This window comes from Kitasatospora sp. NPDC089509 (genome assembly GCF_044749365.1).
GTDB lineage: Bacteria > Actinomycetota > Actinomycetes > Streptomycetales > Streptomycetaceae > Kitasatospora.
Window position 1 is genome coordinate 12,840 of the sequence record NZ_JBIVHS010000035.1, and the last position, 24,580, is coordinate 37,419.

A 24,580-nucleotide genomic window follows, 5' to 3' on the forward strand; every position below is an offset into this window, starting at 1 on the left:
GCCCCGATGACGCTGTCGCTCTACCTGGACACCGAACGCTGGCGCACCCACCAGCGCTCCGTCCTGGCCGAGTTCCCCGGCCTGGTGCCCGTCGCCAAGGGGAACGGCTACGGCCTGGGCAACCACCGGCTGGCCGAGGAGGCGACGCTGCTGGGCACCGGTGTGCTGGCCGTCGGCACCGCGTACGAGGCGGCCGACGTCGCCGAGTGGTACGGCGGCGAGCTGCTGGTGCTCACCCCGTACCGGGTCGGCGAGGAGGTGCTCCCGCTGCCGCACGCCCGGGTGATCCGGACGGTGGCCGGCGTGGACGCGCTGCGCTCGCTGCACGGCGCCCGGGTGGTGCTGGAGTGCATGACCACCATGCGCCGGCACGGCGTGAGCGCGGCCGACCTGCGCACCGTCGCCGCCGAACTGGACGGCGTCTCCTTCGAGGGCCTCGCGCTGCACCTGCCGATGGACCGGCCGGACGGCTCCAGCCCGGTCGAGGAGGTCGCGTACTGGGTAGACACCGCGAAGGCGGCGGGCATCCCGGTGCACACCGTCTTCGTCAGCCACCTCGGCGCGGCCGGCATGGACCAGCTGACCCAGCGCTACCCGGGCACCGTCTTCCGGTCCCGGATCGGCACCCGGCTCTGGCTGGGCGACCACGGCGCGCTGGAGGTCCGGGCCACGGTGCTGGACGTCACCCCGGTCCGCAAGGGCGACCGCTACGGCTACCGCCAGCACCCGGCGCCCTCCGACGGCCACCTGCTGGTGGTCGCCGGCGGCACCGCGCACGGCATCGGCCTGGAGGCGCCCAAGTACGTGGCGAGCATGGGCGCCCGCGCCAAGGGCATCGCCCGGGCCGGGCTGGCGACCGTCAACAAGACCAAGTCGCCGTTCCACTGGGCGGGCAAGCAGCTCTGGTTCGCCGAGCCGCCGCACATGCAGGTCTCGCTGCTGTTCCTGGACGGGGAGACCGCGCCCCCGGTGATCGGCGACGAGCTGGGCCTCCAGGTCCGGCACACCACCACCCACTTCGACCGGGTGGTGGACCGCTAGGTCCCGTCCGGCCCGGGCGGAAGGGTCCGGGGGCGGTCCCCGCCCCCGGACCCTTCGTCAGGCCTTCTCCTCGGCCGGCTCCGACCGCCGTGGCTCCTCCAGCCACTGCTCGAAGGAGTCGGCCGACCCGTGTCCGGGGTAGCCCTCGTCCTCGTGCAGCCGCCGGGCGGCGCCCAGCGTGACCACGTCAGGGGCGTGGTCCAGCACCCCGCCGGAGGGGTCGTCGCTGCCGTCCCAGCGGACCGGGTCGCGGTCCGGGTACAGGGCGTCCCGGACCACCAGCACGACCAGGTAGAGCGTGCCGAGCAGGTGCAGCACGATCGCGAAGTGGTACCAGGGCTCGCCGATCCCGTGCTGCTTGGGTCCGGTGACGAAGCCCAGGTGGGACCAGATGCCCAGGGTGTAGAGCACCTCGCAGGCCTGCCAGATCAGCAGGTCGCGCCAGCGCGGCCGGGCCAGTGCCGCGAGCGGCAGCAGCCAGAGCGCGTACTGCGGCGAGTACACCTTGTTGACCAGCACGAACAGCGCGACCACCAGGAAGGCCAGCTGGGCGAACCGCGGCCGGCGCGGCGCCGCGAGACCGAGCCACGCTATGGCCGCGCACCCCAGCACCATCAGCACGCCGATGTAGAGGTCGAGGTCGGCCAGCGCCACCCCGCGGTTCTGCATCAGGATCAGCCAGAACGAGCCGTAGTCCTCGCCGCGGTGCTTGCTGAAGACGTAGAAGGTCGACCAGCCCTGCCAGTTGGCCAGCATGATCGGCAGGTTGACCAGCAGCCAGGAGCCCACCGCGCCGCCGAGCGCCAGGCGGAACTCGCGCCACTTCCCGGCCCGCCAGCAGAGCACCAGCAGCGGGCCGAGCAGCAGCAGCGGGTAGAGCTTGGCGGCGGTGGCCAGGCCGATGAAGACGCCGGCCCAGACCGGCTTGGAGCGGGCCCACCAGGCCATCGCCACGGCGGCCAGCGCGACCGCCAGCAGGTCCCAGTTGATCGTGCCGTTGAGCAGCAGGATCGGCGAGAGCGCGAACAGCAGCGCGTCCCAGGGGCGGCGGCGGTGGGTGCGCGAGAGCGCGACCGCGGCGACCACCGCGCAGGCCATCAGCAGCCCGGCGTTGATCACCCAGAACCACTGCTCCTGGTCCTGCTCGGTGCCGCCGCCGGGCGTCAGCCAGGCCGCGACCTGCATGAACAGGCCGGTCAGCACCGGGTACTCCAGGTACTGGAGGTCCCCCGTGGTGCCGGGGATCCGGTCCACGTACGGGTGCAGCCCGGCCGCGAAGCCGCGGCCGGAGAACAGGTGCGGGACGTCGCTGTAGCAGGCGTGGATGTACTGCGGCGAGCCCGGCTGGAACCAGGCCTGCTGGTAGCACGGCAGGTTGTGCACCATGCCGAGCGCCGAGACCACGATCACCACCAGCGCCAGCACCCGCACCGGGATCCACCAGGAGACGCCGAGCAGCGCCCGTCGGCCGGGCGGGCCGCCGAACACCTCGCTACCGGCCGCCGCCACCCGGTCCTCGTCGGCCGGGACGACCACGGTGTTGACCGGGGGCGCGGCCGTGGCGACGGCTGCCGGGGTGGGCCCTGCGGCGCCACCGGGCCCGTGCGGGCCCGCGGTTTCGTCACGATCGCTCGACGTCATGCCGGACATCCTGCCGCACCGGATGCGCCGCGACGAGGAGGACCCCGCGGTGGTCCGGCGGTACCGGTGGGGCGCGGGCGGCGAAACGTGACGAAACGGCGGTGGCGGCCCTCCGGGGAGGACCGCCACCGCCGCTCTGCCGTCTTACCGGCCGGACCGGCCGGCCCGGCTACTGTGCGGCCGCTCCGCCGCCTTGGAGGCCGCCGCCGGTGGTACTGCTCGGGGTCGGCTTGCCGCCGGTGCCGCCCGCACCGTTGGCGCCGCCGGCGCCGTTGCCGCCCGCACCACCGCCGGGGCCACCGGCACCGCCGGCACCACCGGCACCGCCGGGCGGCGGCGTCGACGGGCAGTTGAGGCCGCCGATGAGGCCGCCGCAGGTGTCCGTCGGCCTCGGCTTGTGGGTGGGACTGGTCGGCTGCTGGGTCGGCTGGCAGTCGACGCCCGGCACACAGCCCCCGTCGTGGGTGGGCTGCGGCGGCTGCGGCTGGTTGGGCTGCTGGGTCGGCTGCTGGGTCTCCACCGTGGTCGGCGTGGAGGAGGCCGTCTGGGTCGGCGAGGCGGAGGCCGTGGACGGCGCACCGGAGGAGTCCACCTCGGTGCCGACCGGCTGGGGGGTCGGGAAGTCCATCTTCTTCTCGTTGGCCAGGGCGGCCTTCATGTACCGGGTGAAGACGTCGGTGGGGATGTCACCACCGTGGATGGACTCCTTGCCGCCGGTGCCGTTGAGCGACTCCCGGTCGTGCTTGTTCGGGTCCTCTCGCCACATCGCGACGCTGGTCACCAGCTGCGGGGTGTAGCCCACCCACCAGGCCGACTTGTTCTGGTCGGTGGTACCGGTCTTGCCGGCCACCGGGCGGCCCAGGGAGTTGGTCTTGGTACCGGTACCGTTCTTGGCCACGTTCACCAGCACGTCGGTGACGTTGTCGGCGACGGCCGGCTCCAGCGCCACCTTGACGTCCTTCTTGCCGAAGCCCGGGCGCTCCTTGCCGTCCACCTCGACCTTGGTGACCGAGTAGGGCTCGGCCTCCTTGCCGCTGGCCGCCAGGGTGCCGTAGCCGGTGGCCATCCGGATCGGGCTGATGGTGGAGGTGCCGAGCGGGAAGGTCGCGGTCTTCGGGTCGGCCAGGCTCTCCCGCTTGATGCCCATCTGCACGGCCATGTCGGCCACCGCGGGGCCGCCGACGTCCTGGTTGAGCTGGACGAAGGGCACGTTGTACGACCACTGCATGGCCTGCCGCAGCGAGACGTAGCCGCGCTTGCCGGAGTCCTCGTTCTTCTGCCGGTAGGGCTTGCCGTCGTCGCCGATCACCAGCGAGCCGTCCGGCTTGCGGATCTCGGACATGTCGTCGGCGAGGTAGCGGCTGTCGGCGTTGATCCGCTTCGGCTTGCCGTCGCCGTCCTTCGCGGTCTGCACCCCGGTCTGCATCGCGGTGGCCAGTACGAAGGGCTTGAAGGTCGAGCCGACCTGCACACCGCCGGCGTTGGCGTTGTTGTCGAAGTGCCCGTTCTCCACGCCGTCGCCGCCGTAGATGGCGACCATCGCGCCGTCACCGGGTTTGATGCTGGCGGCGCCGAACTGGACGAAGGTGTCGTTGTTGGGACGCTTCTGCGGGTCGAGGTTCTCGGCCTTGACGTCGTCGACGGCCTTCTTCAGGGCGTCGACCTTGTCCTTCTCGAAGGTCGTGTAGATCTTCAGACCGCCCTTGTCGATCATCTGCGCGGTGATCGACTTGTCGGTGGCCATCACGTACTGGTTGGCGGTGTCGACCAGGTAGCTGATCTCACCGTTCATGTTGGAGCTGGACTTCACCGGGATCGGCTCGGGGAAGGTGGTGCACTTCGCCCGCTCCTCCGGCGTGGTGTTGTGGGTGATCACCATCCGGTCCAGGATCCACTTCCAGCGCTCCACCGCGCGGTCGTGGTTGGCCGCCTTGGAGGGGTCGTAGTAGTTGGCCCCCTTCAGCAGTCCGGCCAGCATGGCGCTCTGACAGAGGTTCAGGTCCTTGGCGTTGACGCCGTAGTACGCCTGGGCGGCGGCCTGGGCGCCGTTGGCGTTGCGACCGAACCAGCTGGTGTTGAGGTAGCCCTTGAGGATGTCGTCCTTGCTCTTGGTCTGATTGATCTTCAGCGTGATGAAGAATTCCTTCGCCTTACGAGTGATCGTCTGTTCCTGGCTCAGGTAGGCGTTCTTCACGTACTGCTGGGTGATCGTCGAGGCGCCCTGGGTCTCACCGCCCTTCGCCATGTTGTAGACGGCGCGCAGCATGCCCTTGGGGTCGATGCCGCTGTCGGTGCGGAAGGTCTCGTTCTCGGCCGAGATGACGGCGTTCTGCAGGTTGGGGCTGATGTCGCTGAGCTCGACGATCTGCCGGTTGGTGTCGCCCTTGCGGGTCATCTCCGTGTTGTCGGCCCAGTAGTAGATGGTGTTCTGGTCCTTCACCAGGTCCTTGAGCTGCGGGACGGTGGTGGTCTGGTACAGGTAGAACACGACGGCCACGCCGGTGGCGAAGAACAGCAGGAAGGCGCTCAGCCACTGCTTCCAGGACGGCAGCCAGCGCCGGACCCCGGTCTTGCCCCAGCGCGGGTAGTCGATGAAGCGCTTCTTGCCGGGGTCGGCGGCGGCCGCGGCGGAAGCGGCGGCGGCACCGCGCCGGCCGCCCTTCCCCTTCTTCTGCGCGGCCTTGCGCATCTCGGCCCGGCCCATCCGCGGCTGTTGGGCGGTCTCCCGGACGCCCGGCGGGCGTCGGCGGCCGATCCCGTCCGAGGCCAGCTCGTCGGGGCCGGGGCCTCCCCGACGGCCGCCGCCTCCCGGGGGCTGCTGCCCGTCACCGCCCGGGTTGGGCGTCCTTCGCCGTCGCTCGCTCATGTTTCCAGCCGCTCCTCGCCAGGCCCGGTCGGCCTGAAGGCAGGGTTCCTGTCCGATGCTCGGACCGCCCTAACCCCGGAGGTTGGTCCTCGTGCACACGCGACAGCGTACGCAGCGCTGAATCACAACTAATCGGGCATCAGGCGCCAATAACCTCAAAACGGCGTCAGATCATTACACGCCCGTTGCCAACCCCACCCGCGCGTCGGCTTGTGATCACATTCACGCGTGCCCCCCTTGCCCCTTCCGAGGGTCGGGTTTACTGTTCTCGATATATCGAGCCGATACATCGAAGCGGTATACCGCCGATGCAGCGGCCGGAGCGAAGGTCGAGAGGGAGGAGGACGGCGGTGGGCAGGCGCTCAGGAGTGCTGGAGTTCGCCGTTCTCGGTCTGCTCCACGACGCCCCGATGCACGGCTACGAGCTGCGCAAGCGGCTCAACATCCTGCTCGGAGCGCTGCGGGCGCTCTCCTACGGAACGCTCTACCCGTGCCTGAAGAGTCTGGTCGCCCAGGGTTTCCTGGTCGAGGACAACCCGGACGTCGAGTACGTCCCGGCCACCGCGCTCAACGGCAAGCGGTCGAAGATCGTCTACCGGCTCTCCCCCGAGGGCAAGCAGCGGTTCGAGGAACTGCTCGCCGACTCCGGTCCGGACGCCTGGGAGGACGAGCGCTTCGGCGTCCACTTCGCCTTCTTCGGCCAGACCGACCGGGCCGTCCGGATGCGCGTCCTGGAAGGCCGCCGCAGCCGGCTGGAGGAGCGCCTGGAGCGGATGCGCGGTTCGCTGGCCCGGGCCCGCGAACGGTTCGACGACTACACCGTCGAACTCCAGCGGCACGGCCTGGAGTCGGTGGAACGCGAGGTCCGGTGGCTCAACGAGCTGATCGAGACCGAGCGAGCCAACCGCACCGGCCGGCCCTCCACCGGCGGGAGCAGCACCGCCACACCCCCCACGACTTCGGACGGCCGTGGCCAGGAGACCGGGTCCCCCGACCCGTCCGGGCCACCGTACGACCGCCCGGGGCGCTCCGCCCAGGAGCGCTGACACCGCGTCAGGCCAAGTGCCGCGCGGCAGGAGTGGGCGCCCCGCGCGCCTGTACAAGCAGTCATTCGAAGAAGCAGGACGAGTGCCGTCGACCCCGGCGGTCCTCATGAGATCACAGGGAGCAACCGGAATGGGTTCGGTTCGCGTAGCCATCGTGGGCGTGGGCAACTGCGCCGCGTCGCTGGTGCAGGGTGTCGAGTACTACAAGGACGCCGACCCGGCCGGCAAGGTCCCCGGCCTGATGCACGTCCAGTTCGGCGACTACCACGTCCGTGACGTGGAGTTCGTCGCGGCCTTCGACGTCGACGCCAAGAAGGTCGGCTTCGACCTGGCCGACGCCATCGGCAGCAGCGAGAACAACACCATCAAGATCTGCGACGTCCCGCCGACCGGCGTGACCGTCCAGCGCGGCCACACCCTCGACGGCCTCGGTAAGTACTACCGGGAGACCATCGAGGAGTCGGACGAGACCCCGGTCGACGTCGTCCAGGTCCTCAAGGACCAGCAGGTCGACGTCCTGGTCTGCTACCTGCCCGTCGGTTCCGAGGCCGCGGCCAAGTTCTACGCCCAGTGCGCCATCGACGCCAAGGTCGCCTTCGTGAACGCCCTGCCGGTGTTCATCGCGGGCACCAAGGAGTGGGCGGACAAGTTCACCGAGGCCGGCGTGCCGATCGTCGGTGACGACATCAAGTCCCAGGTCGGCGCCACCATCACGCACCGCGTGATGGCCAAGCTGTTCGAGGACCGCGGTGTCATCCTCGAGCGCACCATGCAGCTGAACGTCGGCGGCAACATGGACTTCAAGAACATGCTCGAGCGCGAGCGCCTGGAGTCCAAGAAGATCTCCAAGACCCAGGCCGTCACCTCGCAGATCCGTGACCGCGAGCTGGGCGCCAAGAACGTCCACATCGGTCCCTCGGACTACGTGGCCTGGCTGGACGACCGCAAGTGGGCGTACGTCCGCCTGGAGGGTCGCGCGTTCGGCGACGTCCCGCTGAACCTGGAGTACAAGCTGGAGGTCTGGGACTCCCCGAACTCCGCCGGTGTCATCATCGACGCCGTCCGCGCCGCGAAGATCGCCAAGGACCGCGGCATCGGTGGCCCGATCCTGTCGGCCTCCTCGTACTTCATGAAGTCCCCGCCGGTCCAGTACTTCGACGACGAGGCCAAGGAGAACGTCGAGAAGTTCATCCGCGGCGAGGTCGAGCGCTGAGCGCAGCGAAGTTCGCGACTGTCGAACACTGAGCGCTGAGCGCAGCGCCGAGGGCTCGGAGCTGACTGCTCGTAGCCTGCCGTAAGGGCTCACGATCCTCGGATCGTGAGCCCTTCACGTTTCCGCAGCGAATGTTTCACGTGAAACGGCGACCGGTTCCATGGCACTCTGGGCGGGTGGCGATCACCGAGAACGGCAGCACCCACCAGTCCGCGCACCGTGCCACGCTCCTCGGTCTGCTCCGCGGCCAGGACTTCCGCAGGCTGCTGACCGCCCGGGTGCTCTCCCAGCTCTCCGACGGCGTCTTCCAGGTCTCGCTCGCCGCCTACGTGGTCTTCTCCCCCGAGAAGCAGTCCTCCCCCGCCGACATCGCCTCGGTGCTGGCCGTGATGCTGCTGCCGTTCTCGGTGATCGGCCCGTTCGCCGGGGTGCTGCTGGACCGCTGGCGCCGTCGCCAGGTGCTCTACTTCGGCAACCTGGCCCGCTTCGGGCTGGGGCTGGGCACCGGTGCACTGCTCCTGGTCCGGGCGCCGACCTGGCTGTTCTTCGCCTCGGCGCTGCTGGTCACCGCGCTCAACCGGTTCATCCTTGCCGGCCTCTCCGCCGCCCTGCCGCGGGTGGTCGAACAGGACCGGCTGGTCACCGCCAACGCCCTCTCCCCCACCCTGGGCACGGTCGCCGCCGCCTGCGGCGGGGGCCTCGGCTTCCTGCTGCACCAGCTGATGGCCCCCGGGCCGCAGGCGGACGCCGCGCTGGTGACCGTCGCCTCGCTGCTCTACCTGTCGGCCGCGCTGGCCGCCCGCCGGATGGACCGTGACCTGCTCGGCCCGGAGCGGCACGGCGAGCGTCCCGCCCTCGGTCAGGCGCTGCTGCGGGCCGCCGTCGAACTCGGCGCCGCCGTCCGCCACCTGGTCCGGGACTGCCGCCCCGCGGTGCACGCGCTGGCCGCCGTCACCGCGGCCCGGTTCTGCTACGGCGTGCTGATCGTGGTGGTGGTGATGCTCGCCCGGTACACCTTCAACGACCCGACCGACAGCGCGGCCGGGCTGGCCACCCTCGGTCAGGCGGTCGGCCTGTCGGCCGCCGGGTTCTTCGTCGCCGCGGTGGTCAGCCCCTGGTGCACCCGTCGGCTGGGCCTGGCCGGCTGGATGACGGCCTGCCTGCTCGCCCCGGTGGTCTTCGTCCCGGCGCTGGGCCTGTTCTTCGCCCCGATCCCCACCCTGGCCGCCGCCCTGCTGCTCGGGGTGGTCACCCAGGGCACCAAGATCTGCGCCGACACCGTGGTGCAGGAGTCGGTCGAGGACGAGTTCCGCGGCCGGGTCTTCGCCATCTACGACGTGCTGTTCAACGTCGCCTTCGTGGCCGCCGCGCTGGTCACCGCACTGGTGCTGCCGTTGTCCGGACGCTCGGTCACGGTGGTCGTCGGGGTGGCCGTGGTGTACGCGCTGACCGCGCTCTGGTACCTGCGGGCGGCCCGGCGGTCCGGTCCGCTCCCCGGCGACGCCCGGTGACACCGGCCGGTCCCGGAATCGCAACCACCTCGTCCCGAAGCTCCGGACGGCCACCGAACTGATTGCGTCCGACCCGGTCGCTAAGGTACGTAAACCTGTCGGAGCGACAGTACGAGGTCTCGGGGGACGATCCGATGAGCACACCGACCGGTCCGTACGGGCCGCCGCCGCCCGCGGCGCCCGGCTTCGGCCCGCCGCCCCCCTCGTACGGGCAGCCGCCGTACGCCCAGCCTGCCCCGCCCGCGTCGCCGTACGGCCAACCGCCCTACGGCCAGGCCCCCCACAGCCAGCCGCCGTACGCGCAGCAGCCGTACGGCCAGCAGCCGCCCGCCGGGCCGTACGGCTACCCCCAGCCCGGCACGACGCCCCCGCCGCCCGCCAAGCGCACCGCCCGCTCCAAGCTGCGGATCGCCGGCGTGCTCGGCGGCTGCGTCGCGCTCGCGGTCGGCTACTTCCTGACCGGCCCCGGCGTCAGCAGCGCCAAGCCCGGCGACTGCGTCCAGGTGAGCGGCCCGCGCGCCGTCGAGATCGTCAACTGCACTGACAGCAAGGCGAATTACAAGGTGCTGTCGAAGTTCACCGGCACCACCGACGTGACCCGCTGCCGGCAGACCCCGCAGACCACCAGCGCCGTCTCGGGCAAGAGCGGCCGCCGTTGGAACAAGACGCGGTACGTGCTCTGCCTCGGCCCCCTGACCCCCACCGCCGGCTACCCGCCGGTCAAGACGTCCTGACCTTCCCGCCGACATCCTTTTCCCGGGGGACCCCTTGTCCGTTCCGCCTCCGCCGCCACCGCAGCAGCCGTACGGCCCGCCGCCCGGCGACGGCAACCCGTACGCCGACGGCCCGTACGCCGGCGGCCCGTACGGCGCACCGCCGCCGCCCCCACCGCCGCCCGGTTACGGCTACGGCTACGGCTACCCGAGCGCCCCGCCGCCGGAGCAGCCGTACGGCGCCCAGCCGCCCGGGTACGGCTACGGCTATCCGCCGCCGGCCCCGATGGACGGCGAGCACTGCCGCTTCTGCGGCGGCTTCCCGGCCGTGCGCGCCACCGTCCGCGGCCACCAGGGCCTGCTGGTCGCCTGGCGGATGCTGCGGATGCACGGCCCGTTCTGCCTCACCTGCGGGACGGCCACCGTGCGCGACATGTCCGCCAGGACGCTCGTCCAGGGCTGGTGGAGCTGGGCCTCGCCGCTGCTGACCCTGATCACCCTGCTGCTCAACCTCGGCGCCCACAACCGGATCAAGCGGCTGCCGCCGCCCGTGCCGGGCACCCACGGCCCGCAGCTCGACCCGGGCCGGCCGCTCACCGGCCGCCCCCACCTGGCCATGCTGCTGGTGCCGGCGGCGATGCTGACCACCGGGATCCTGGTCGTCACCGGTGTGATCGGTCCCGAGCACGACCCGGGCACCCCGATCAGCTCGCCGACCCGCGACAGCACGATCACCTTCTCGCCGGCCCCGCTGCCGTCGCCCACCTACAGCTACACCCCGCCGCCGCTGCCGCTGCCGTCCTTCACCCTGCCGAGCATCACCCTGCCGCCGCCCGCGACGCCCGCGGCCAAGGACGACGTGGACAACGCCGGCGTCGGCGACTGCCTGCGCAACGAGAACAACACCGGCGCGACCTCCGACGACCACCCGAAGATCACCGTGCTGCCCTGCACCGACGCCAAGGCGCAGTACAAGGTGGTCTACAAGTACCTCGCCACCTCGGACGAGAAGGTCTGCCAGAAGCAGCCGAAGTCGGACAGCACCTACACCCGGACCTACACCAAGTTCCCCTCGCTGGACTACGTGCTCTGCCTGAAGCACGTGAACGGCTGAGCCGGAACGCGACGCGGCGGCCGTCCCCTCCTCCGAGGGGACGGCCGCCGCGCCCGCGATCAGCCCTGCGGCTGCTCGGCCCACCAGGCCCGCAGCGCCGCGACCGCCTCGTCGTGCTCCATCGGCCCGTTCTCCAGCCGCAGTTCGAGCATGTGCTTGTACGCCCGGCCGATCTGCGGGCCCGGCTTCAGCCCGAGCAGCTCCATGATCTGGTTGCCGTCCAGCGCCGGGCGGATGGCGTCCAGCTCCTCCTGCGCCGCCAGTTCGGCGATCCGCTCCTCCAGGCCGTCGTAGGTGCGCGAGAGCGCGGCGGCCTTCTTCTTGTTGCGGGTGGTGCAGTCGGAGCGGGTCAGCGCGTGCAGGCGGCCCAGCAGCGGCCCGGCGTCGGTGACGTAGCGGCGCACCGCGGAGTCGGTCCACTCGCCGCCGCCGTAGCCGTGGAAGCGCAGGTGCAGCTCGACCAGGCGCGAGACGTCCTCGGTGAGCTCCTTGGAGTACTTGAGCTCGCGCATCCGCTTGCGGGTCATCTTGGCGCCGACCACCTCGTGGTGGTGGAAGGAGACCCGGCCGTCCGACTCGAAGCGGCGGGTGCGCGGCTTGCCGATGTCGTGCAGCAGCGCGGCCAGCCGCAGGGTGAGATCCGGGCCGTCCTGCTCCAGGTCGACGGCCTGCTCCAGGACGGTCAGCGAGTGCTCGTAGACGTCCTTGTGCCGGTGGTGCTCGTCGCGCTCCAGCTGCAGCGCGGGCAGCTCCGGCAGCACGTACCCGGCCAGGCCGGTGTCCACCAGCAGCCGCAGGCCCTTCACCGGGTGCTCGGCCAGCAGCAGCTTGTTCAGCTCGGCCTGCACCCGCTCGGCCGAGACGATGGTGATCCGCTCGGCCATCGCGGTCATCGCGGCGACCACCTCGGGCGCCGGGTCGAAATCCAGCTGGGCGGCGAAGCGGGCGGCCCGCATCATCCGCAGCGGGTCGTCGGAGAAGGACTCCTCGGGGGTGGCGGGGGTGCGCAGCACCCGGGCCTCCAGGTCCTCCAGTCCGCGGTGCGGGTCGACGAAGCCGCGGCCGGGCAGGTCGACGGCCATCGCGTTGACCGTGAAGTCCCGGCGGACCAGGTCCTGCTCGATGGTGTCGCCGTAGCTCACCTCGGGCTTGCGGGAGGTGCGGTCGTAGGCCTCGGAGCGGTAGGTGGTGATCTCGATCAGGAAGGAGCCCTCGGGGGTGTCCTTGCGGGCGCCGACGGTGCCGAAGGCGATGCCGACGTCCCAGACCGCGTCCGCCCAGCCCTTGACCAGCTTGAGCACCTGCTGCGGCCGGGCGTCCGTGGTGAAGTCCAGGTCGTTGCCGAGCCGGCCGAGCAGCGCGTCCCGCACCGAGCCGCCGACCAGCGCCAGCCGGTGACCGGCCGCCTGGAACCGGCGGGCGATCTCGTCGGCCACCGGCGACACCCGCAGCAGCTCTTGCAACCCCAGGGTCTGGGCCTCGCTCAGGCCTGGGACGACCTGCTCGGGGGTGCTGGAACGGTCGGTGCGCGCGGTGGGCTCATTGGCAGTGGACACGGCTCACAAGGGTACGTGCCCCAGAAGGTCAACCGCCCGCGCGTTTTGGGCGTCTCACCCCAGAGCCCGCAACACTGCACCCCAGCCTGGATCGTTACCATGCCGGTGGACGAGTCGCGGACACCGCAACCGGGGATGCGGTGTCGTGCGCCGCCGTGCCGACGGAACTTTCCGCGGCAGCAGGGCGGCGTACGGCGTCGAGCGAGGAACGTCGAGCGGGGAACGTCGGGCGCCAGCGCCGGGCGGACAGCATCAGCAGCGAGCGATCGAACAGAACGGCGAGGGCGAAAACGAGTGAGTGAGCCGGCACGGCACTCGGGCCTGGGGGCGCACCGACAGCCTGGACGCACCGCGGATCCCACCGGGCGTCCCACCGACGGGCGGCGCCGCCGCGGCCGCGCCCGCCGCTTCGCCGCCGTCTGCGCGGCCGCCCTGGCCCTGTTCACGGCCGCCCCCGCGACGGCGCTGCCGACCGGCGGCAACATCCGCCCGGCCACCGACGCCGCGGCCAGCGCGGAGTACCCGGTGGTGGTGACCATCGAGTCGGTGAGCCCGCAACTGGCCGTCCAGAACGGCACCGTGTCCATCACCGGGCACGTCACCAACGCCGGCAAGTCGGCGCTCAAGGGCGCCCACGCGGCGGTCCGCAAGCCGGTCTCCAGCAAGCCCCTGCAGCGCCGCAGCGAGCTCCAGGGCGTGGCCGCCCGGACCACGCCGAAGGGCGAGGACGGGGTGGAGCTGGACAGCCCGCAGTACGCCCTGCCTGAGCTGAACCCGGGCCAGAGCCAGCCGTACACGCTGAGCGTCGCGGTCAGCGACCTCGGGCTGTCCGAGAGCGGCGTCTACGAGCTCGCGGTGGACGCCTGGGGCTCGACCGCCGACAACCCGCGCGACCGGCCCCTGGGCATCGCCCGCACCTTCCTGCCGTACACCCAGGGCGGCAACGGGGCCCAGCCGACCAAGGTCACCACGCTCTGGCCGCTGGTGCACGCGCCGGTGCTGGCCGCGCAGACCTTCGCCGAGAACGACCAGACCGTCCCGGTGCTGCGCGACGACAGCCTGGCCACCGAGCTCGCCCCGGGCGGCCGGCTGTACGAGCTGGTCGACACCGGCGCCAAGCTGGACGGGCTGACCTGGGTGGTCGATCCGGACCTGCTGGACGCCGCCTTCGCGATGACCAAGCAGTACCGGGTGCAGAAGCCGGGCAGCGAGGACGGCGGCAAGCCCGCCCGCGAGGACAACACCGTCCCGCGCCAGGCCTCGGCCGCCGCCGAGGCCTGGCTGAACAAGCTGCGGGCGGCCGTCGCCAAGCCGACCGACCAGGTCATCGCGCTGCCGTACGCCGACCCGGACCTCGCCTCGATCGCCCACAACGGCTCGGACCTGGCCGGCATGGGCACCGCGCTGAGCAAGGCGGCCACGGCCGGCCGGCTCACCGTCGAGGGCCGGCTCTCCGTGGACACCCGCTCCGACGTGGCCTGGCCGTACCAGGGCCACCTCGACCAGCAGATCACCGGCATCGCCCGGCAGGCGGGCAGCGGCCTGGTGCTCGCCAGCGGCACGAGCATGCCCGACCCGGACTCGGTCAACTACACCCTGACCGCGGTGCGCCCGATCGGCAACGGCCAGACCGCGGTGGTCGCCGACGACGCGGTCTCCGCACCCTTCCAGAAGGACCTGAGCACCCCGAAGGACCAGACCGAGGCCGCCCAGCGCTTCCTCGCCGAGACCTACGCGATCACCCACGAGCAGCCGCAGAACCAGCGCGGCCTGCTGGTGATGCCGCCGCGCGAGCTGACCGCCGCCACCGCCAAGGTGCTGGCCGGGGCGCTGCAGACGGCGACCTCGTCCGACAAGTGGCTGACCCCGGTGAAGCTGGACGCGCTGGCCCAGTCCACGCCGGACCCGAAGGCCAACACCACCGTCCCGTCGCCCGCCGACTACCCGACCCAGGCCCGGGCCTCCGAACTGTCGGCCGCCGCGCTGAGCGGCACCGACAAGATCCAGGACGACCTGGACACCCTGATGCGGGTACTCACCCTGCCGCAGCGGGTGCGCGGCCCGTTCAGCGCCGCCATGGTCCGCTCGCTGTCGACCGAGTGGCGCACCCAGGCCCCGGCCGGCAACGCCTACCGCACCGGCGTCGGCAAGTACCTGATAGAGCTCCGGGACGCCGTCCAGGTGCCCAAGAAGAACGTGGTCACCCTGGCCGGGGACACCGGTCAGCTCCAGGTCAGCGTGCGCAACGACCTCACCCAGACGGTCACCAACCTGAAACTGCGGCTCACCTCGAACCAGCCGAACAGGCTGGCGGTGGGCGACGAAATGGCGCTCGTCCTCCCGGCCTCGCAGAGCGTCACCCTGCGCTTCAACGCCCAGGCCCGCAGCAACGGCCCGGTCCAGATGACCGCCCAGCTGTACACCACCGGCCCCGATTCCAGGCCCTACGGCGATCCGCAGCCCTTCACCGTCGAGGTCACCTCGGTGACCAACGGGGTGCTGTACGTCTTCGCCGGCGCCGCCGTGCTGCTGGTGCTGGCCGCCCTGCGCTTCGTCCGCCAGCGCAAGCGGCGCGGCGGGCAGCCGCACGAGGACGGCGACCAGCCGGTCGGCGACGGCCCGGCCCAGGACGGCCCGCAGGACACCGCCGAGGCGGAGCCGGAGGCCCCGGACACCGCGGACGGCACCACCGGGAACGCCACCGGGAGCAGCACCGGGAACACCGCCGGGGGCGACCCCGCGCCCGACGGTCCCGCGCAGACACCGCGCGCCAGCAGCCCGGATGGCCGGGATCGGGCCGCCGGTGATGAGAAGGTTGGTCCTTGATACCGCCGACCCCCCGCAACGCCGGGCCGGCCACCCCCCACGACAGCGAAGAGGTGACATGACCGGGCGCAGCGAGGAGCGGCCGCCGGGCCGCGGTGAGAGCCGGCCGGGCGCCGAGTCGCCGTCCGGCGACTGGTACGTGGCCGACACCTACGCCCAGGACCCGTACGCCGCCGAGGCGTACGGACCCGCGCAGGACGGCCAGGACCCGTACGGCCTCCAGACCGGGCGGCCCGCCGCGGCGCCGCCGGTCACCGCGTACGACGTGCCGCCGCAGCTGCCGCCGCAGGGCGGCGGCTACCCGACGCCGGTGCCGTCCACGCCGTTCTCGCCCCCGGTTCCCCCGGTGCAGCCCGGCTGGGACACCCCGATGCAGGCGGGCTGGCCGCAGCAGGCCGCCCCGACCCCCGCTCCCGGGCCGGCCCCCGGCCCGTGGGCGCAGCCCCAGCCGCAGTGGGAGCCGGGCCCGGCGCACTCCACCTGGGACACCGAGACCACCGAGTACGTCGGCGTGGACGCGCTGTTCGGCGGCCGACCGGCCGAGGCCGCGGCCCAGCCGCCGGTGCCCCAGCCCGCCCCGGTCCAGCCGGTCCAGCCGGTCGCGCCGGTGCCCCCGTCCGGCGCGGTGCCGCCGGGCGCCCCCGCGCCGTACCCGCCGGCTGGCGGCTACCCGGGTCAGCCGCAGTACGGCGGCCCGGACGGGCAGCGCCCCTTCGTGCCGCCGATCGAGTTCGACCCGCCGCTCTCCGAGGACGAGGCCACCATGCAGGTGGCCGCCGTGGCGGTGCCCCCGGCGGTCGAGCCGCTGGCGGACCTCGCCGAGGAGCACGCCGCCCAGCCGGCGGCCGCGCCCGCGGCCGCCCCGGGCGCCGGTGGTGGCGGCAAGGTCGCCAGCCTGCTGAACTCCAGCGCGATCATGGCGGCCGGCACCCTGGTCTCCCGCGGCACCGGCTTCCTGCGCACCATGGTCATCGCCGGCGCGATCGGCATCTCGGTCATGGGTGACTCCTACAACGCGGCGAACACCCTGCCGACCCTGCTGTACATCCTGATCGGCGGCGGCGCGCTGAACGCGGTCTTCGTGCCGCAGCTGGTGCGCAGCATGAAGAACGACGAGGACGGCGGCACCGCCTACGCCAGCCGGCTGCTCACCCTGGTGATGGTCGGGCTCGGCGCGGTGGTGGTCCTCACCGTGGCCGTGGCACCGCTGCTGGTGCAGCTCATCTCGCACGAGATGATGACCGACCCGTCCCGCGCGGACACCACGGTGGCGCTGGCCCGGTACTGCCTGCCGACCATCTTCTTCATGGGCATCCACGTGGTGATGGGCCAGATCCTCAACGCCCGTGGCCGGTTCGGCGCGATGATGTGGACCCCGGTCCTCAACAACGTCGTGGTGATCTTCACCTTCAGCGCGTACATCTGGGTCTACGGCGGCTTCGGCAGCACCGGGGTGAGCCCCGGGACCATCAGCCCCGAGGGCATCCGGCTGCTGGGCCTCGGCACCCTGATCGGCCTCGCGGTCCAGTCCCTGGCGATGATCCCGTACCTGCGGGCGGCCGAGTTCCGCTTCAAGCCGCGCTTCGACTGGCGCGGCCACGGCCTGGGCAAGGCCGCCCGGCTGGCCAAGTGGACCTTCTTCTTCGTGCTCGCCAACCAGGCCGGTTACCTGGTCATCACCCAGCTGGCCACCGCGGCCGGCAACGCCGCCGAGAAGACCGGCCACCAGGGCGTCGGCCTCGCCGCGTTCTCCAACGCCCTGCTGATCTGGCAGCTCCCGCAGGCCGTCATCACCGTCTCGATCATGAGCGCGGTGCTCCCCCGGCTCTCCCGGGCGGCGGCCGACGAGGACGCCGGCGCGGTCCGCGACGACCTGTCGTACGGGCTGCGCACCACCGCGGTGGCGGTCGTCCCGGCGGCCTTCCTGTTCCTGGCGCTCGGCCCGGCGATCGGCCGCTCGATCTACGCGGTCGGCGGCGGCGGCACGGCGCTGGACAACGCGACCAACCTCGGCCTGATGCTCTCGGCCTTCGCGCTCGGGCTGATCCCGTACTCGGCCCAGTACGTGATGCTGCGCGGCTTCTACGCCTACGAGGACACCCGGACGCCGTTCTCCAACACCGTCTGGGTGGCGGTCTGCCAGGCCGGCTTCTCGCTGGTCTGCTGGGTCGCGCTGCCCTCCCAGTGGGTCGTGACCGGGATGGCCTTCGGCTACGGCCTGGCCTACGCCGTCGGGGTGACGGTCGCGCTGCCCAAGCTGAAGAAGCGGATCGGCGGGCTGGACACCAAGCGGATCGGCAAGACCTACAGCCGGCTGGCCGCCGCCTGCGTCCCGGCCGCGGTGGTCGGTCTCGGCGTCAGCCTGGCGGTCCAGCAGGTGCTCGACGGCTGGACGGGCAGCGTGCTGTCGGTGGTCCTGGCCGGCGGCCTCCAGCTGGTGGTGTTCGTGCTGATCGCGAAGCGCCTGCGGATCGAGGAGCTGAACGCCATGCTGGGCATGGTCCGCGGCCGACTGGGCCGCTGACCCGACCGACAACCGGCCGGACGGACGGACGCCCTGACCGGGCGTCAACCGGGGCGGACACCGCCCCCGCCCGTCCGGCCGAATTCTGGGCCGCCACCCGCGGCCGGGAACCGCCCGGACCGCCAGGTGGCGGCCCGGTGTCGGATCTGCACCACATCTCTCCACCCCCGTGCAACCGAGCGGACCCCTCAGCGGTCGTACCCGGTGGAGAAGAGTGGGCACAATTGTCCTGGAGCACAGGGCGGCCTATCCGCGCGCTCCAGCGACTCTCTCAGGCCGGGGCGACACAAGGGGAGGCAGGACCACGGTGGCTGATGGCACCAAGGCGGTCGTCGACACGTCAGCAGCTGACGCGGCGGCGGACGAGGCCGCGCTGGCCGCGGCGATCGACGAGCTCGGGGGCGGCGGGACCGCCCCGGCGGGCTCCGCCGACGCCCCCTCCACGGACTCTCCCGCGGACTCTCCCGAGGCCGCCTCCGCAGCCGCCGACGAGGAGGCCGACGAGGACGCTCCCGCGGCGCCGGACCCGGCCCCGGCGTCCCCCGTCAGCGAGGAGACCTCGGAGATCACCGCCCCGCTCTCGGTCCAGGAGATCGCCGCCGAGCTGGCGGCCGGCTCCGCCGGGAAGAAGGCCGGCAAGAAGGCCACCCCCGCCCCTGAGGCCGCGTCCGACAAGCGCCGCCCGACCGACCCGCAGCCCACGGTCGACCCCCGCGACACCGCCACCCTCCCGCGCACCCTCCCCGCCCCGATGCGGCACAGCGGCGACCGGATCGGCAACCGGTACCGGCTGGAGGAGTGCATCTCCCAGACCGACACCTTCAGCAGCTGGCGCGCCGTCGACGAGAAGCTGCGCCGGGCCGTCGGCGTCCACCTGATGGCCTCCGGCCACCAGCGCGCCCGCAAGGTGCTGGCCGCCGCCAAGTCCGCGGCCCTGCTCGGCGACCCGCGGTTCGTCCAGGTGCTGGACGCCGTCCAGGAGAGCGAGCTGGTCTTCGTCGTGCGGGAGTGGCTGCCGCACGCCTCCGACCTCGCCAAGCTGCTCGCGAACGGCCCGATGGAGCCGCACGACGCGTACCAGATGGTCCGCCAGGTCGCCGACGCGGTGGCCGCCGCCCACCGCCGCGGCCAGGCCCACCTGCGGCTCACCCCGCGCTGCGTGCTGCGCACCGACAGCGGCCAGTACCGGATCAACGGCATCGCGGTGGACGCGGCCCTGCGCGGACTGCCCCCGGAGGACTCCACCGAGGACGCCCAGCGCACCGACACCCGGGCGATCGGCGCCCTGCTGTTCGCCGCCCTCACCCACCGCTGGCCGTACCCCGAGGACCGCTACGACCTCAAGGGCCTGCCCAAGGACCTGCAGAACGCCGCACCGGACCAGGTCCGCGCGGGCGTCCACAAGGGCCTGTCCGAGCTCGCCGCGCGCGCCCTGTTCGACCACCCGCCGCACCACGCCGAGCCGATCACCACCCCGGAGGAGCTGGTCCGGGCGATCGCGGCCATGCCGCGGATCCGCCAGCCCGAGCCGGAGCTGCCGGTCTTCCAGGCCCCGCCCCGGCACAACACCCACGCCCTGCCCACCGCGCCCAACCCCACCCGGGTGGCCGACCCGGCGGTCGCCCCGCTGCCGGCCTCCTCCCGGCCGACCGCCGCCCGGCGCACCAAACGCCGACTGCGCCGGGTGGTCAAGGCCACCGCCTGGACGGTCGCGTTGGGCGCGATCGGTGTCGCCTCCTGGCAGTTCGTCGGCACCCTGCGCAACAGCGGGCAGGCCGTCGCCAACCCCCAGCCCTCGGTCAGCTCCAGCGCGCCGAGCGCGCACCCGACGGCGCACACCCCGGTACCGATCCAGATCAAGGAAGCCTTCTCCTACAACCCGCGGGGCGACTCCCCGGAGTCGGTCTGGCTGCTCCCGAAGGTCTTCGACGGCGACCCGAACACCTCCTGGGTGACCAAGACCTACAACGACCCCTTCGGCCCCAAGCCGCCGTTCAAGGACGGCACCGGCCTGCTCATCGACCTCGGCTCGGTCCAGTCGGTGAGCTCGGTGAACGTCCTGTTCACCGGCACCCACACGGCCGAGCTGCGGGTGCCGAACGCCCAGGCCGCCGCCAACCCCCAGGGCGCCCAGCCGGAGTCCTTCAACGTGCTGGACAAGCAGTCCGGAAGCAACGTCGACTTCACCCTGAGCAGCCCGACGAACACGCGTTACGTCTTGATCTGGCTGACCAGCCTGCCGAAGGATACGGGGGGCAGCGGTTACCGCGGGGTGGTCAACGAGGTGAAGGTCTTCGGCTGACCGCGCCCGCGCACGGCGGACGACGGCGACAAGGGGTGACAGTGGCGGACGACGACGCGGCGTTGCTCGCCCGGCACGTCGCCGGCGATCCGGACGCCTTCGGCCTCCTGGTGAACCGCCACCGCGACCGGCTCTGGGCCGTCGCGCTGCGCACCCTGGGCGACCGCGAGGAGGCCGCCGACGCGCTCCAGGACGCCCTGGTCTCCGCCTTCCGCGCCGCCGCCGGCTTCCAGGGCCGCTCGGCGGTCACCACCTGGCTGCACCGGATCGTGGTCAACGCCTGTCTGGACCGCGCCCGGCGCAGCGCCACCCGGCGCACCACCCCGCTGGACGAGGACCCGCAGCGGCTGGACGGACTGGTCGGCACCGCCGAACCGGCCGACTCCCCGGTGGTCCGGGCCGAACTGAACCGGGAGCTCGCGGCCGCGCTCGCCGAACTGCCCGTCGAGCAGCGGGCCGCCCTGGTCCTGGTCGACATGCAGGGCTACCCGGTCGCCGAGGCCGCCGAGCTGCTGGGCGTACCGGTCGGCACGGTGAAGAGCCGTTGCGCGCGCGGCCGGGCCCGGCTGCTCCCGCTGGTCCGACACCTGCGCGAGGCGGACGGCGAGGCGGGCGACGGACGGAACGTTTCACGTGAAACACCGCGGCGCGGGACGCCCGGACGCGGGGCCCCGGGCTCGCCGACCGGCGCGTCCGGTGGGGCGCCACCACCGCACCGCGATGCCCAGGGGAACCCGACGGGCCCCCGCACCGTCACAGGGACGGGCCCGAGCACCGGCCGCACGATGTTGGAAGGAGACGCGAGCACGCGATGACCGCCCACCTCTCCTCCCCCGACCCCGATCACGGCCACGATCCCCACCACGGCCACGGCCACCCCTCGGTCGATGAGCTGGCCGACCTCGCCGAGGGCCTGGTCGAGCCCGCCGAGGCCGCCCGGGCGCTGCACCGGCACCTGGACGGCTGCGCCGAGTGCCGCGAGACCGTCGACGCCCTGGCCGGGGTGCAGGCGCTGCTCGGCACCGTCGAGCCCGAGCCGATGCCCGCCGACGTCGCCGCCCGGCTGGACGCCGCCCTGGCCGAGGCCGCCCTCGCCGCCGAGGAGAGCCGCACCGAGAGCCACACCGAGGACCGCAGCGAGGACCGCAGCGAGGAGGGCCGGGAGCACCCGCGCCCGGCCCGGGCCACGCCCGTCCGGGGCGTCCAGGCCCCCTCCGTGCCGTCCGCGCCCGCTGCCCCGCCCGCTGCCCCGTCCGCGCCGCCGTCCCGCCCCGCCGCGGCCTCCGGCCCCGGTCGGCCCCGGCCCCGCCGCCGACGGTTCGCCCTGCTGCTCGGCGCCGCCGCCGCGTTGGCCGCCGTCGGCCTCGGCGGGGCCCTGCTGCTGAACCGGTCCGACGGCTCCGGCTCCGCCGCGGTCTCGGCCGCCACCGGCGCCTCCGCCGCCGTCGGGGCCCCGAACGCCCGCACCCCGCAGTCGGCGGGCCCCGGCACCGTCTACCAGGAGGACCGGCTCGCCGCACAGGTCCAGCAGCTGCTGGCCCGCACCGAGCCCGGGCTGCGCGCCACCGGCCCGGCCAAGTCCGACGCCGCCCCGGTCGACGGCGCCCGCCCGGAGCTCTCCGGTCCGGGCTCCCCCGCGGCCTCCCCCAGCGCCCCGTCGGCCGGCTGCCAGGCCCCCGCCCCGGGCGCTCCGCTGGCCACCGACCGGGGCAGCTACCTGGGCTCCCCGGTCGAGGTCCTGGTCTACCCGACACCCGGCCGACCCGGTTTCGTGGACGTCTACCTGCGCTCCCCCGACTGCGGCCCGGTCCTGCTGCACCGGACCGTCCCCGGCCACTGACCGGCCGTTCCCATGCGATCGACGACCAGGACGCCACGCCGCTTCCGGAGTCCGGGCGCCTGGTACTGATCCGCCTGGGAATGCGAGAGACTGGTCAGTCGTTGTCCCGGGCGGCGGAGCAGGACCGCCCTCCCCGCAGCAAACGCGGGTCGCGATGCGAACCAGGAGAAGCAGTGAGCGACGTCCGTAACGTGATCATCATCGGTTCCGGCCCGGCCGGGTACACGGCTGCGCTCTACACGGCCCGTGCCTCCCTCAAGCCGCTGGTCTTCGAGGGAGCCGTCACCGCCGGTGGTGCGCTGATGAACACCACCGAGGTGGAGAACTTCCCCGGCTTCCGGGACGGCATCATGGGCCCCGAGCTGATGGACAACATGCGGGCGCAGGCCGAGCGCTTCGGCGCCGAGCTGATTCCGGACGACATCGTCTCGGTCGACCTCAGCGGTGACATCAAGACCGTCACCGACTCCGAGGGCAATGTGCACCGGGCCCGGGCCGTGATCGTGACCACCGGCTCCCAGCACCGCAAGCTCGGTCTGCCGAACGAGGACAAGCTCTCCGGCCGCGGCGTCTCCTGGTGCGCGACCTGCGACGGCTTCTTCTTCCGCGACCAGGACATCGCGGTGGTCGGCGGCGGCGACACCGCCCTGGAGGAGGCGACCTTCCTCTCCCGCTTCGCCAAGAGCGTCACGATCATCCACCGCCGGGACAGCCTGCGCGCCTCCAAGGCGATGCAGGAGCGCGCCTTCGCCGACCCGAAGATCCGCTTCGAGTGGGACAGCGCGGTCGAGGCCATCCACGGCGACCCGAAGCTGACCGGCGTCACCCTGCGCGACACCACCACCGGCGAGACCCGCGAGCTGGCGGTCACCGGCCTGTTCATCGCGATCGGCCACGACCCGCGCACCGACCTCTTCAAGGGCCAGCTGGAGCTCGACGCCGAGGGCTACCTGAAGGTCGAGTCCCCCTCGACCCGGACCAACATCGAGGGCGTGTTCGGCGCCGGCGACGTCGTCGACCACACCTACCGCCAGGCGATCACCGCCTCCGGCACCGGCTGCTCCGCCGCGCTGGACGCCGAGCGCTACCTGGCCGCGCTGGACGACGCGGAGCACAAGACCGCCGCCGTGGCGGTCTGACCTCCCCGCCACCGACCGAACCCCGCGGGGGTGTTCCACGTGAAACACCCCCGCCCCGGCCAGGCAGAAACAGAACGGGCCCGCCCGTTGTTCACCTGGCAGCAGCCCCCTCCGTCCGAACCCGAGGAGTTCCCGTGGCCGGCGCCACCACCACCGTTACCGACGCGACGTTCAAGTCCGACGTCCTGGAGAGCGACAAGCCCGTCCTGGTCGACTTCTGGGCCACCTGGTGCGGCCCGTGCCGCCAGGTCGCCCCGGTCCTGGAGGAGATCGCGGCCGAGCAGGGCGACAAGCTGACCATCGCCAAGCTCGACGTGGACGCCAACCAGGCGACCGCCGCCGAGTACAACGTCATCTCGATCCCGACCCTGATCCTGTACAAGGGCGGCCAGCCGGTGAAGCAGATCACCGGTGCCCGTCCGAAGGCCGCGCTGCTGCGCGAGCTGGACGGCCTGATCTAGGTCCCGTCCGGTCGGCGGCCGAACGGCGGCGGGGCTCCCCGACGGGGGAGCCCCGCCGCCGTCGTGCATCCGGGGTCGGTGCCGCTGACCCGCTCAGAACGGCCGCAACGCGGGCTCCTTGCGCCCGCCGCCGAGCAGCCGCTCCAACGCCCCCTCCACGTCCTCCCGCCAGGTCAGCGTGGTCCGCGCCTCCAGCCGCAGCCTCGGGTAGCGCGGATGCGGCCGGACGGTCTTGAAGCCGACCGCGAGCAGGTGGTCGGCCGGCAGCACGCAGCTGGTCGGCACCCGGCCCGCCGAGCCGAAGGCCTCGATCGCCCGCACTCCCCGCCCCAGCAGGTCCTTGGCCACGGTCTGCACCAGCACCCGGCCCAGCCCCTGGCGCTGGTAGCCCGGCAGCACCCGGCTGACCATCAACTGCACGGCGTCCGGTGAGAGCGGGCTGGTCGGGAAGGACTGCGAGCGGGGTACGTAGGCGGGCGGCGCGTACAGCACGAAACCGGCGGGCTGGTCGTCCACGTAGGCGATCCGTCCGCAGGACCCCCACTCCAGCAGCACCGCGGAGATCCACCCCTCCTTCTCCAGCTCCGGCTTCCCCGACTCCACCGCCTCCTTCCCGCTGACCGGGTCCAGCTCCCAGAACACGCAGGAGCGGCAGCCCGTCGGCAGGTCCACGAGGTTGTCCAACGTCAGCGGAGCGATCCGGCGTCCCATGGCCCTCCCTCCTCCTCCCTCTCACGGTCGAGCATTCCCCCACGAACGCCGATGGGTGCATGTTTCACGTGAAACG

17 protein-coding genes are annotated in these 24,580 nt (G+C 72.6%); 13 read left to right on the forward strand and 4 right to left on the reverse strand.

Going from position 1 to position 24,580, the window contains the following annotated elements; all coding sequences use genetic code 11:
* The first annotated feature begins 6 nt into the window (after positions 1-6).
* Positions 7-1,041: an alanine racemase gene (locus ACIP4P_RS41190; RefSeq protein ID WP_350515707.1), complete on the forward strand. Its 1,035-nt coding sequence runs from the start codon at positions 7-9 to the stop codon at positions 1,039-1,041.
* A gap of 57 nt (positions 1,042-1,098) precedes the next feature.
* Here the strand turns inward: ACIP4P_RS41190 and ACIP4P_RS41195 are convergent, their stop codons facing one another.
* Positions 1,099-2,682 (reverse strand): glycosyltransferase family 87 protein, encoded by a 1,584-nt coding sequence (locus ACIP4P_RS41195; protein ID WP_400928389.1) that lies wholly within the window; start codon positions 2,680-2,682, stop codon positions 1,099-1,101.
* A gap of 169 nt (positions 2,683-2,851) precedes the next feature.
* On the reverse strand, positions 2,852-5,548 hold the full coding sequence (locus ACIP4P_RS41200) for a transglycosylase domain-containing protein (RefSeq protein WP_400928392.1): 2,697 nt from the start codon (positions 5,546-5,548) through the stop codon (positions 2,852-2,854).
* A 350-nt stretch (positions 5,549-5,898) separates the two neighbouring features.
* On the opposite strand from ACIP4P_RS41200, the gene ACIP4P_RS41205 reads away from it, so the two are divergent.
* From ACIP4P_RS41205 to ACIP4P_RS41225, 5 genes are all read left to right on the forward strand, one after another.
* Positions 5,899-6,594 (forward strand): PadR family transcriptional regulator, encoded by a 696-nt coding sequence (locus ACIP4P_RS41205; RefSeq protein WP_400928395.1) that lies wholly within the window; start codon positions 5,899-5,901, stop codon positions 6,592-6,594.
* A 130-nt stretch (positions 6,595-6,724) separates the two neighbouring features.
* Positions 6,725-7,807, forward strand: coding sequence for an inositol-3-phosphate synthase (locus tag ACIP4P_RS41210; protein ID WP_350515703.1), 1,083 nt, complete (start codon positions 6,725-6,727; stop codon positions 7,805-7,807).
* Positions 7,808-7,983: 176 nt separating this feature from the next.
* Entirely contained in the window at positions 7,984-9,318 is a 1,335-nt protein-coding gene (locus ACIP4P_RS41215) for an MFS transporter (RefSeq protein WP_400928398.1), read from the forward strand.
* 134 nt (positions 9,319-9,452) lie between these two features.
* The gene (locus ACIP4P_RS41220) at positions 9,453-10,052 is read left to right on the forward strand and encodes a hypothetical protein (protein WP_400928401.1); all 600 of its coding nucleotides are present in this window, start codon (positions 9,453-9,455) and stop codon (positions 10,050-10,052) included.
* Between the two features lie 34 nt (positions 10,053-10,086).
* Positions 10,087-11,145, forward strand: a complete 1,059-nt coding sequence (locus ACIP4P_RS41225) for a hypothetical protein (protein ID WP_400928404.1) — start codon at positions 10,087-10,089, stop codon at positions 11,143-11,145.
* 59 nt (positions 11,146-11,204) lie between these two features.
* On the opposite strand, the gene ACIP4P_RS41230 is transcribed toward ACIP4P_RS41225, so the two are convergent.
* Positions 11,205-12,632, reverse strand: coding sequence for a CCA tRNA nucleotidyltransferase (locus ACIP4P_RS41230; protein ID WP_350515727.1), 1,428 nt, complete (start codon positions 12,630-12,632; stop codon positions 11,205-11,207).
* A 363-nt stretch (positions 12,633-12,995) separates the two neighbouring features.
* Between ACIP4P_RS41230 and ACIP4P_RS41235 the strand changes: the two genes are divergently transcribed.
* The 7 genes from ACIP4P_RS41235 to trxA all read left to right on the forward strand — a co-directional run bounded on the left by ACIP4P_RS41235 (position 12,996) and on the right by trxA (position 23,793).
* The gene (locus ACIP4P_RS41235) at positions 12,996-15,527 is read left to right on the forward strand and encodes a DUF6049 family protein (RefSeq protein WP_400928407.1); all 2,532 of its coding nucleotides are present in this window, start codon (positions 12,996-12,998) and stop codon (positions 15,525-15,527) included.
* A 58-nt stretch (positions 15,528-15,585) separates the two neighbouring features.
* Positions 15,586-18,051, forward strand: a complete 2,466-nt coding sequence (gene murJ, locus ACIP4P_RS41240) for a murein biosynthesis integral membrane protein MurJ (RefSeq protein WP_400928410.1) — start codon at positions 15,586-15,588, stop codon at positions 18,049-18,051.
* 307 nt (positions 18,052-18,358) lie between these two features.
* Positions 18,359-20,353 carry a protein kinase family protein gene (locus ACIP4P_RS41245; RefSeq protein WP_400928413.1) on the forward strand — a complete coding sequence of 665 codons (1,995 nt, stop codon included), beginning with the start codon at positions 18,359-18,361 and terminating at the stop codon, positions 20,351-20,353.
* Positions 20,354-20,394: 41 nt separating this feature from the next.
* On the forward strand, positions 20,395-21,168 hold the full coding sequence (gene sigM / locus ACIP4P_RS41250) for an RNA polymerase sigma factor SigM (RefSeq protein ID WP_400928416.1): 774 nt from the start codon (positions 20,395-20,397) through the stop codon (positions 21,166-21,168).
* The gene (locus tag ACIP4P_RS41255; RefSeq protein ID WP_400928419.1) at positions 21,165-22,193 is read left to right on the forward strand and encodes a hypothetical protein; all 1,029 of its coding nucleotides are present in this window, start codon (positions 21,165-21,167) and stop codon (positions 22,191-22,193) included. The genes sigM and ACIP4P_RS41255 overlap by 4 nt, the downstream gene beginning before the upstream one ends.
* Before the next feature lie 173 nt (positions 22,194-22,366).
* Positions 22,367-23,332, forward strand: coding sequence for a thioredoxin-disulfide reductase (trxB, locus tag ACIP4P_RS41260; protein WP_350515694.1), 966 nt, complete (start codon positions 22,367-22,369; stop codon positions 23,330-23,332).
* 134 nt (positions 23,333-23,466) lie between these two features.
* The gene (gene trxA / locus ACIP4P_RS41265) at positions 23,467-23,793 is read left to right on the forward strand and encodes a thioredoxin (protein ID WP_350515693.1); all 327 of its coding nucleotides are present in this window, start codon (positions 23,467-23,469) and stop codon (positions 23,791-23,793) included.
* A 93-nt stretch (positions 23,794-23,886) separates the two neighbouring features.
* On the opposite strand, the gene ACIP4P_RS41270 is transcribed toward trxA, so the two are convergent.
* Positions 23,887-24,504, reverse strand: coding sequence for a GNAT family N-acetyltransferase (locus tag ACIP4P_RS41270; protein WP_400928423.1), 618 nt, complete (start codon positions 24,502-24,504; stop codon positions 23,887-23,889).
* Positions 24,505-24,580 lie beyond the last annotated feature (76 nt).

Coding starts and splice junctions, on each gene's coding strand:
- ACIP4P_RS41190 (WP_350515707.1), top strand. CDS start 7: ATGACGCTGTCGCTCTACCTGGACACCGAACGCTGGCGCACCCACCAG.
- ACIP4P_RS41195 (WP_400928389.1), bottom strand. CDS start 2,682: ATGACGTCGAGCGATCGTGACGAAACCGCGGGCCCGCACGGGCCCGGT.
- ACIP4P_RS41200 (WP_400928392.1), bottom strand. CDS start 5,548: ATGAGCGAGCGACGGCGAAGGACGCCCAACCCGGGCGGTGACGGGCAG.
- ACIP4P_RS41210 (WP_350515703.1), top strand. CDS start 6,725: ATGGGTTCGGTTCGCGTAGCCATCGTGGGCGTGGGCAACTGCGCCGCG.
- ACIP4P_RS41220 (WP_400928401.1), top strand. CDS start 9,453: ATGAGCACACCGACCGGTCCGTACGGGCCGCCGCCGCCCGCGGCGCCC.
- murJ (WP_400928410.1), top strand. CDS start 15,586: ATGACCGGGCGCAGCGAGGAGCGGCCGCCGGGCCGCGGTGAGAGCCGG.
- ACIP4P_RS41255 (WP_400928419.1), top strand. CDS start 21,165: ATGACCGCCCACCTCTCCTCCCCCGACCCCGATCACGGCCACGATCCC.
- ACIP4P_RS41270 (WP_400928423.1), bottom strand. CDS start 24,504: ATGGGACGCCGGATCGCTCCGCTGACGTTGGACAACCTCGTGGACCTG.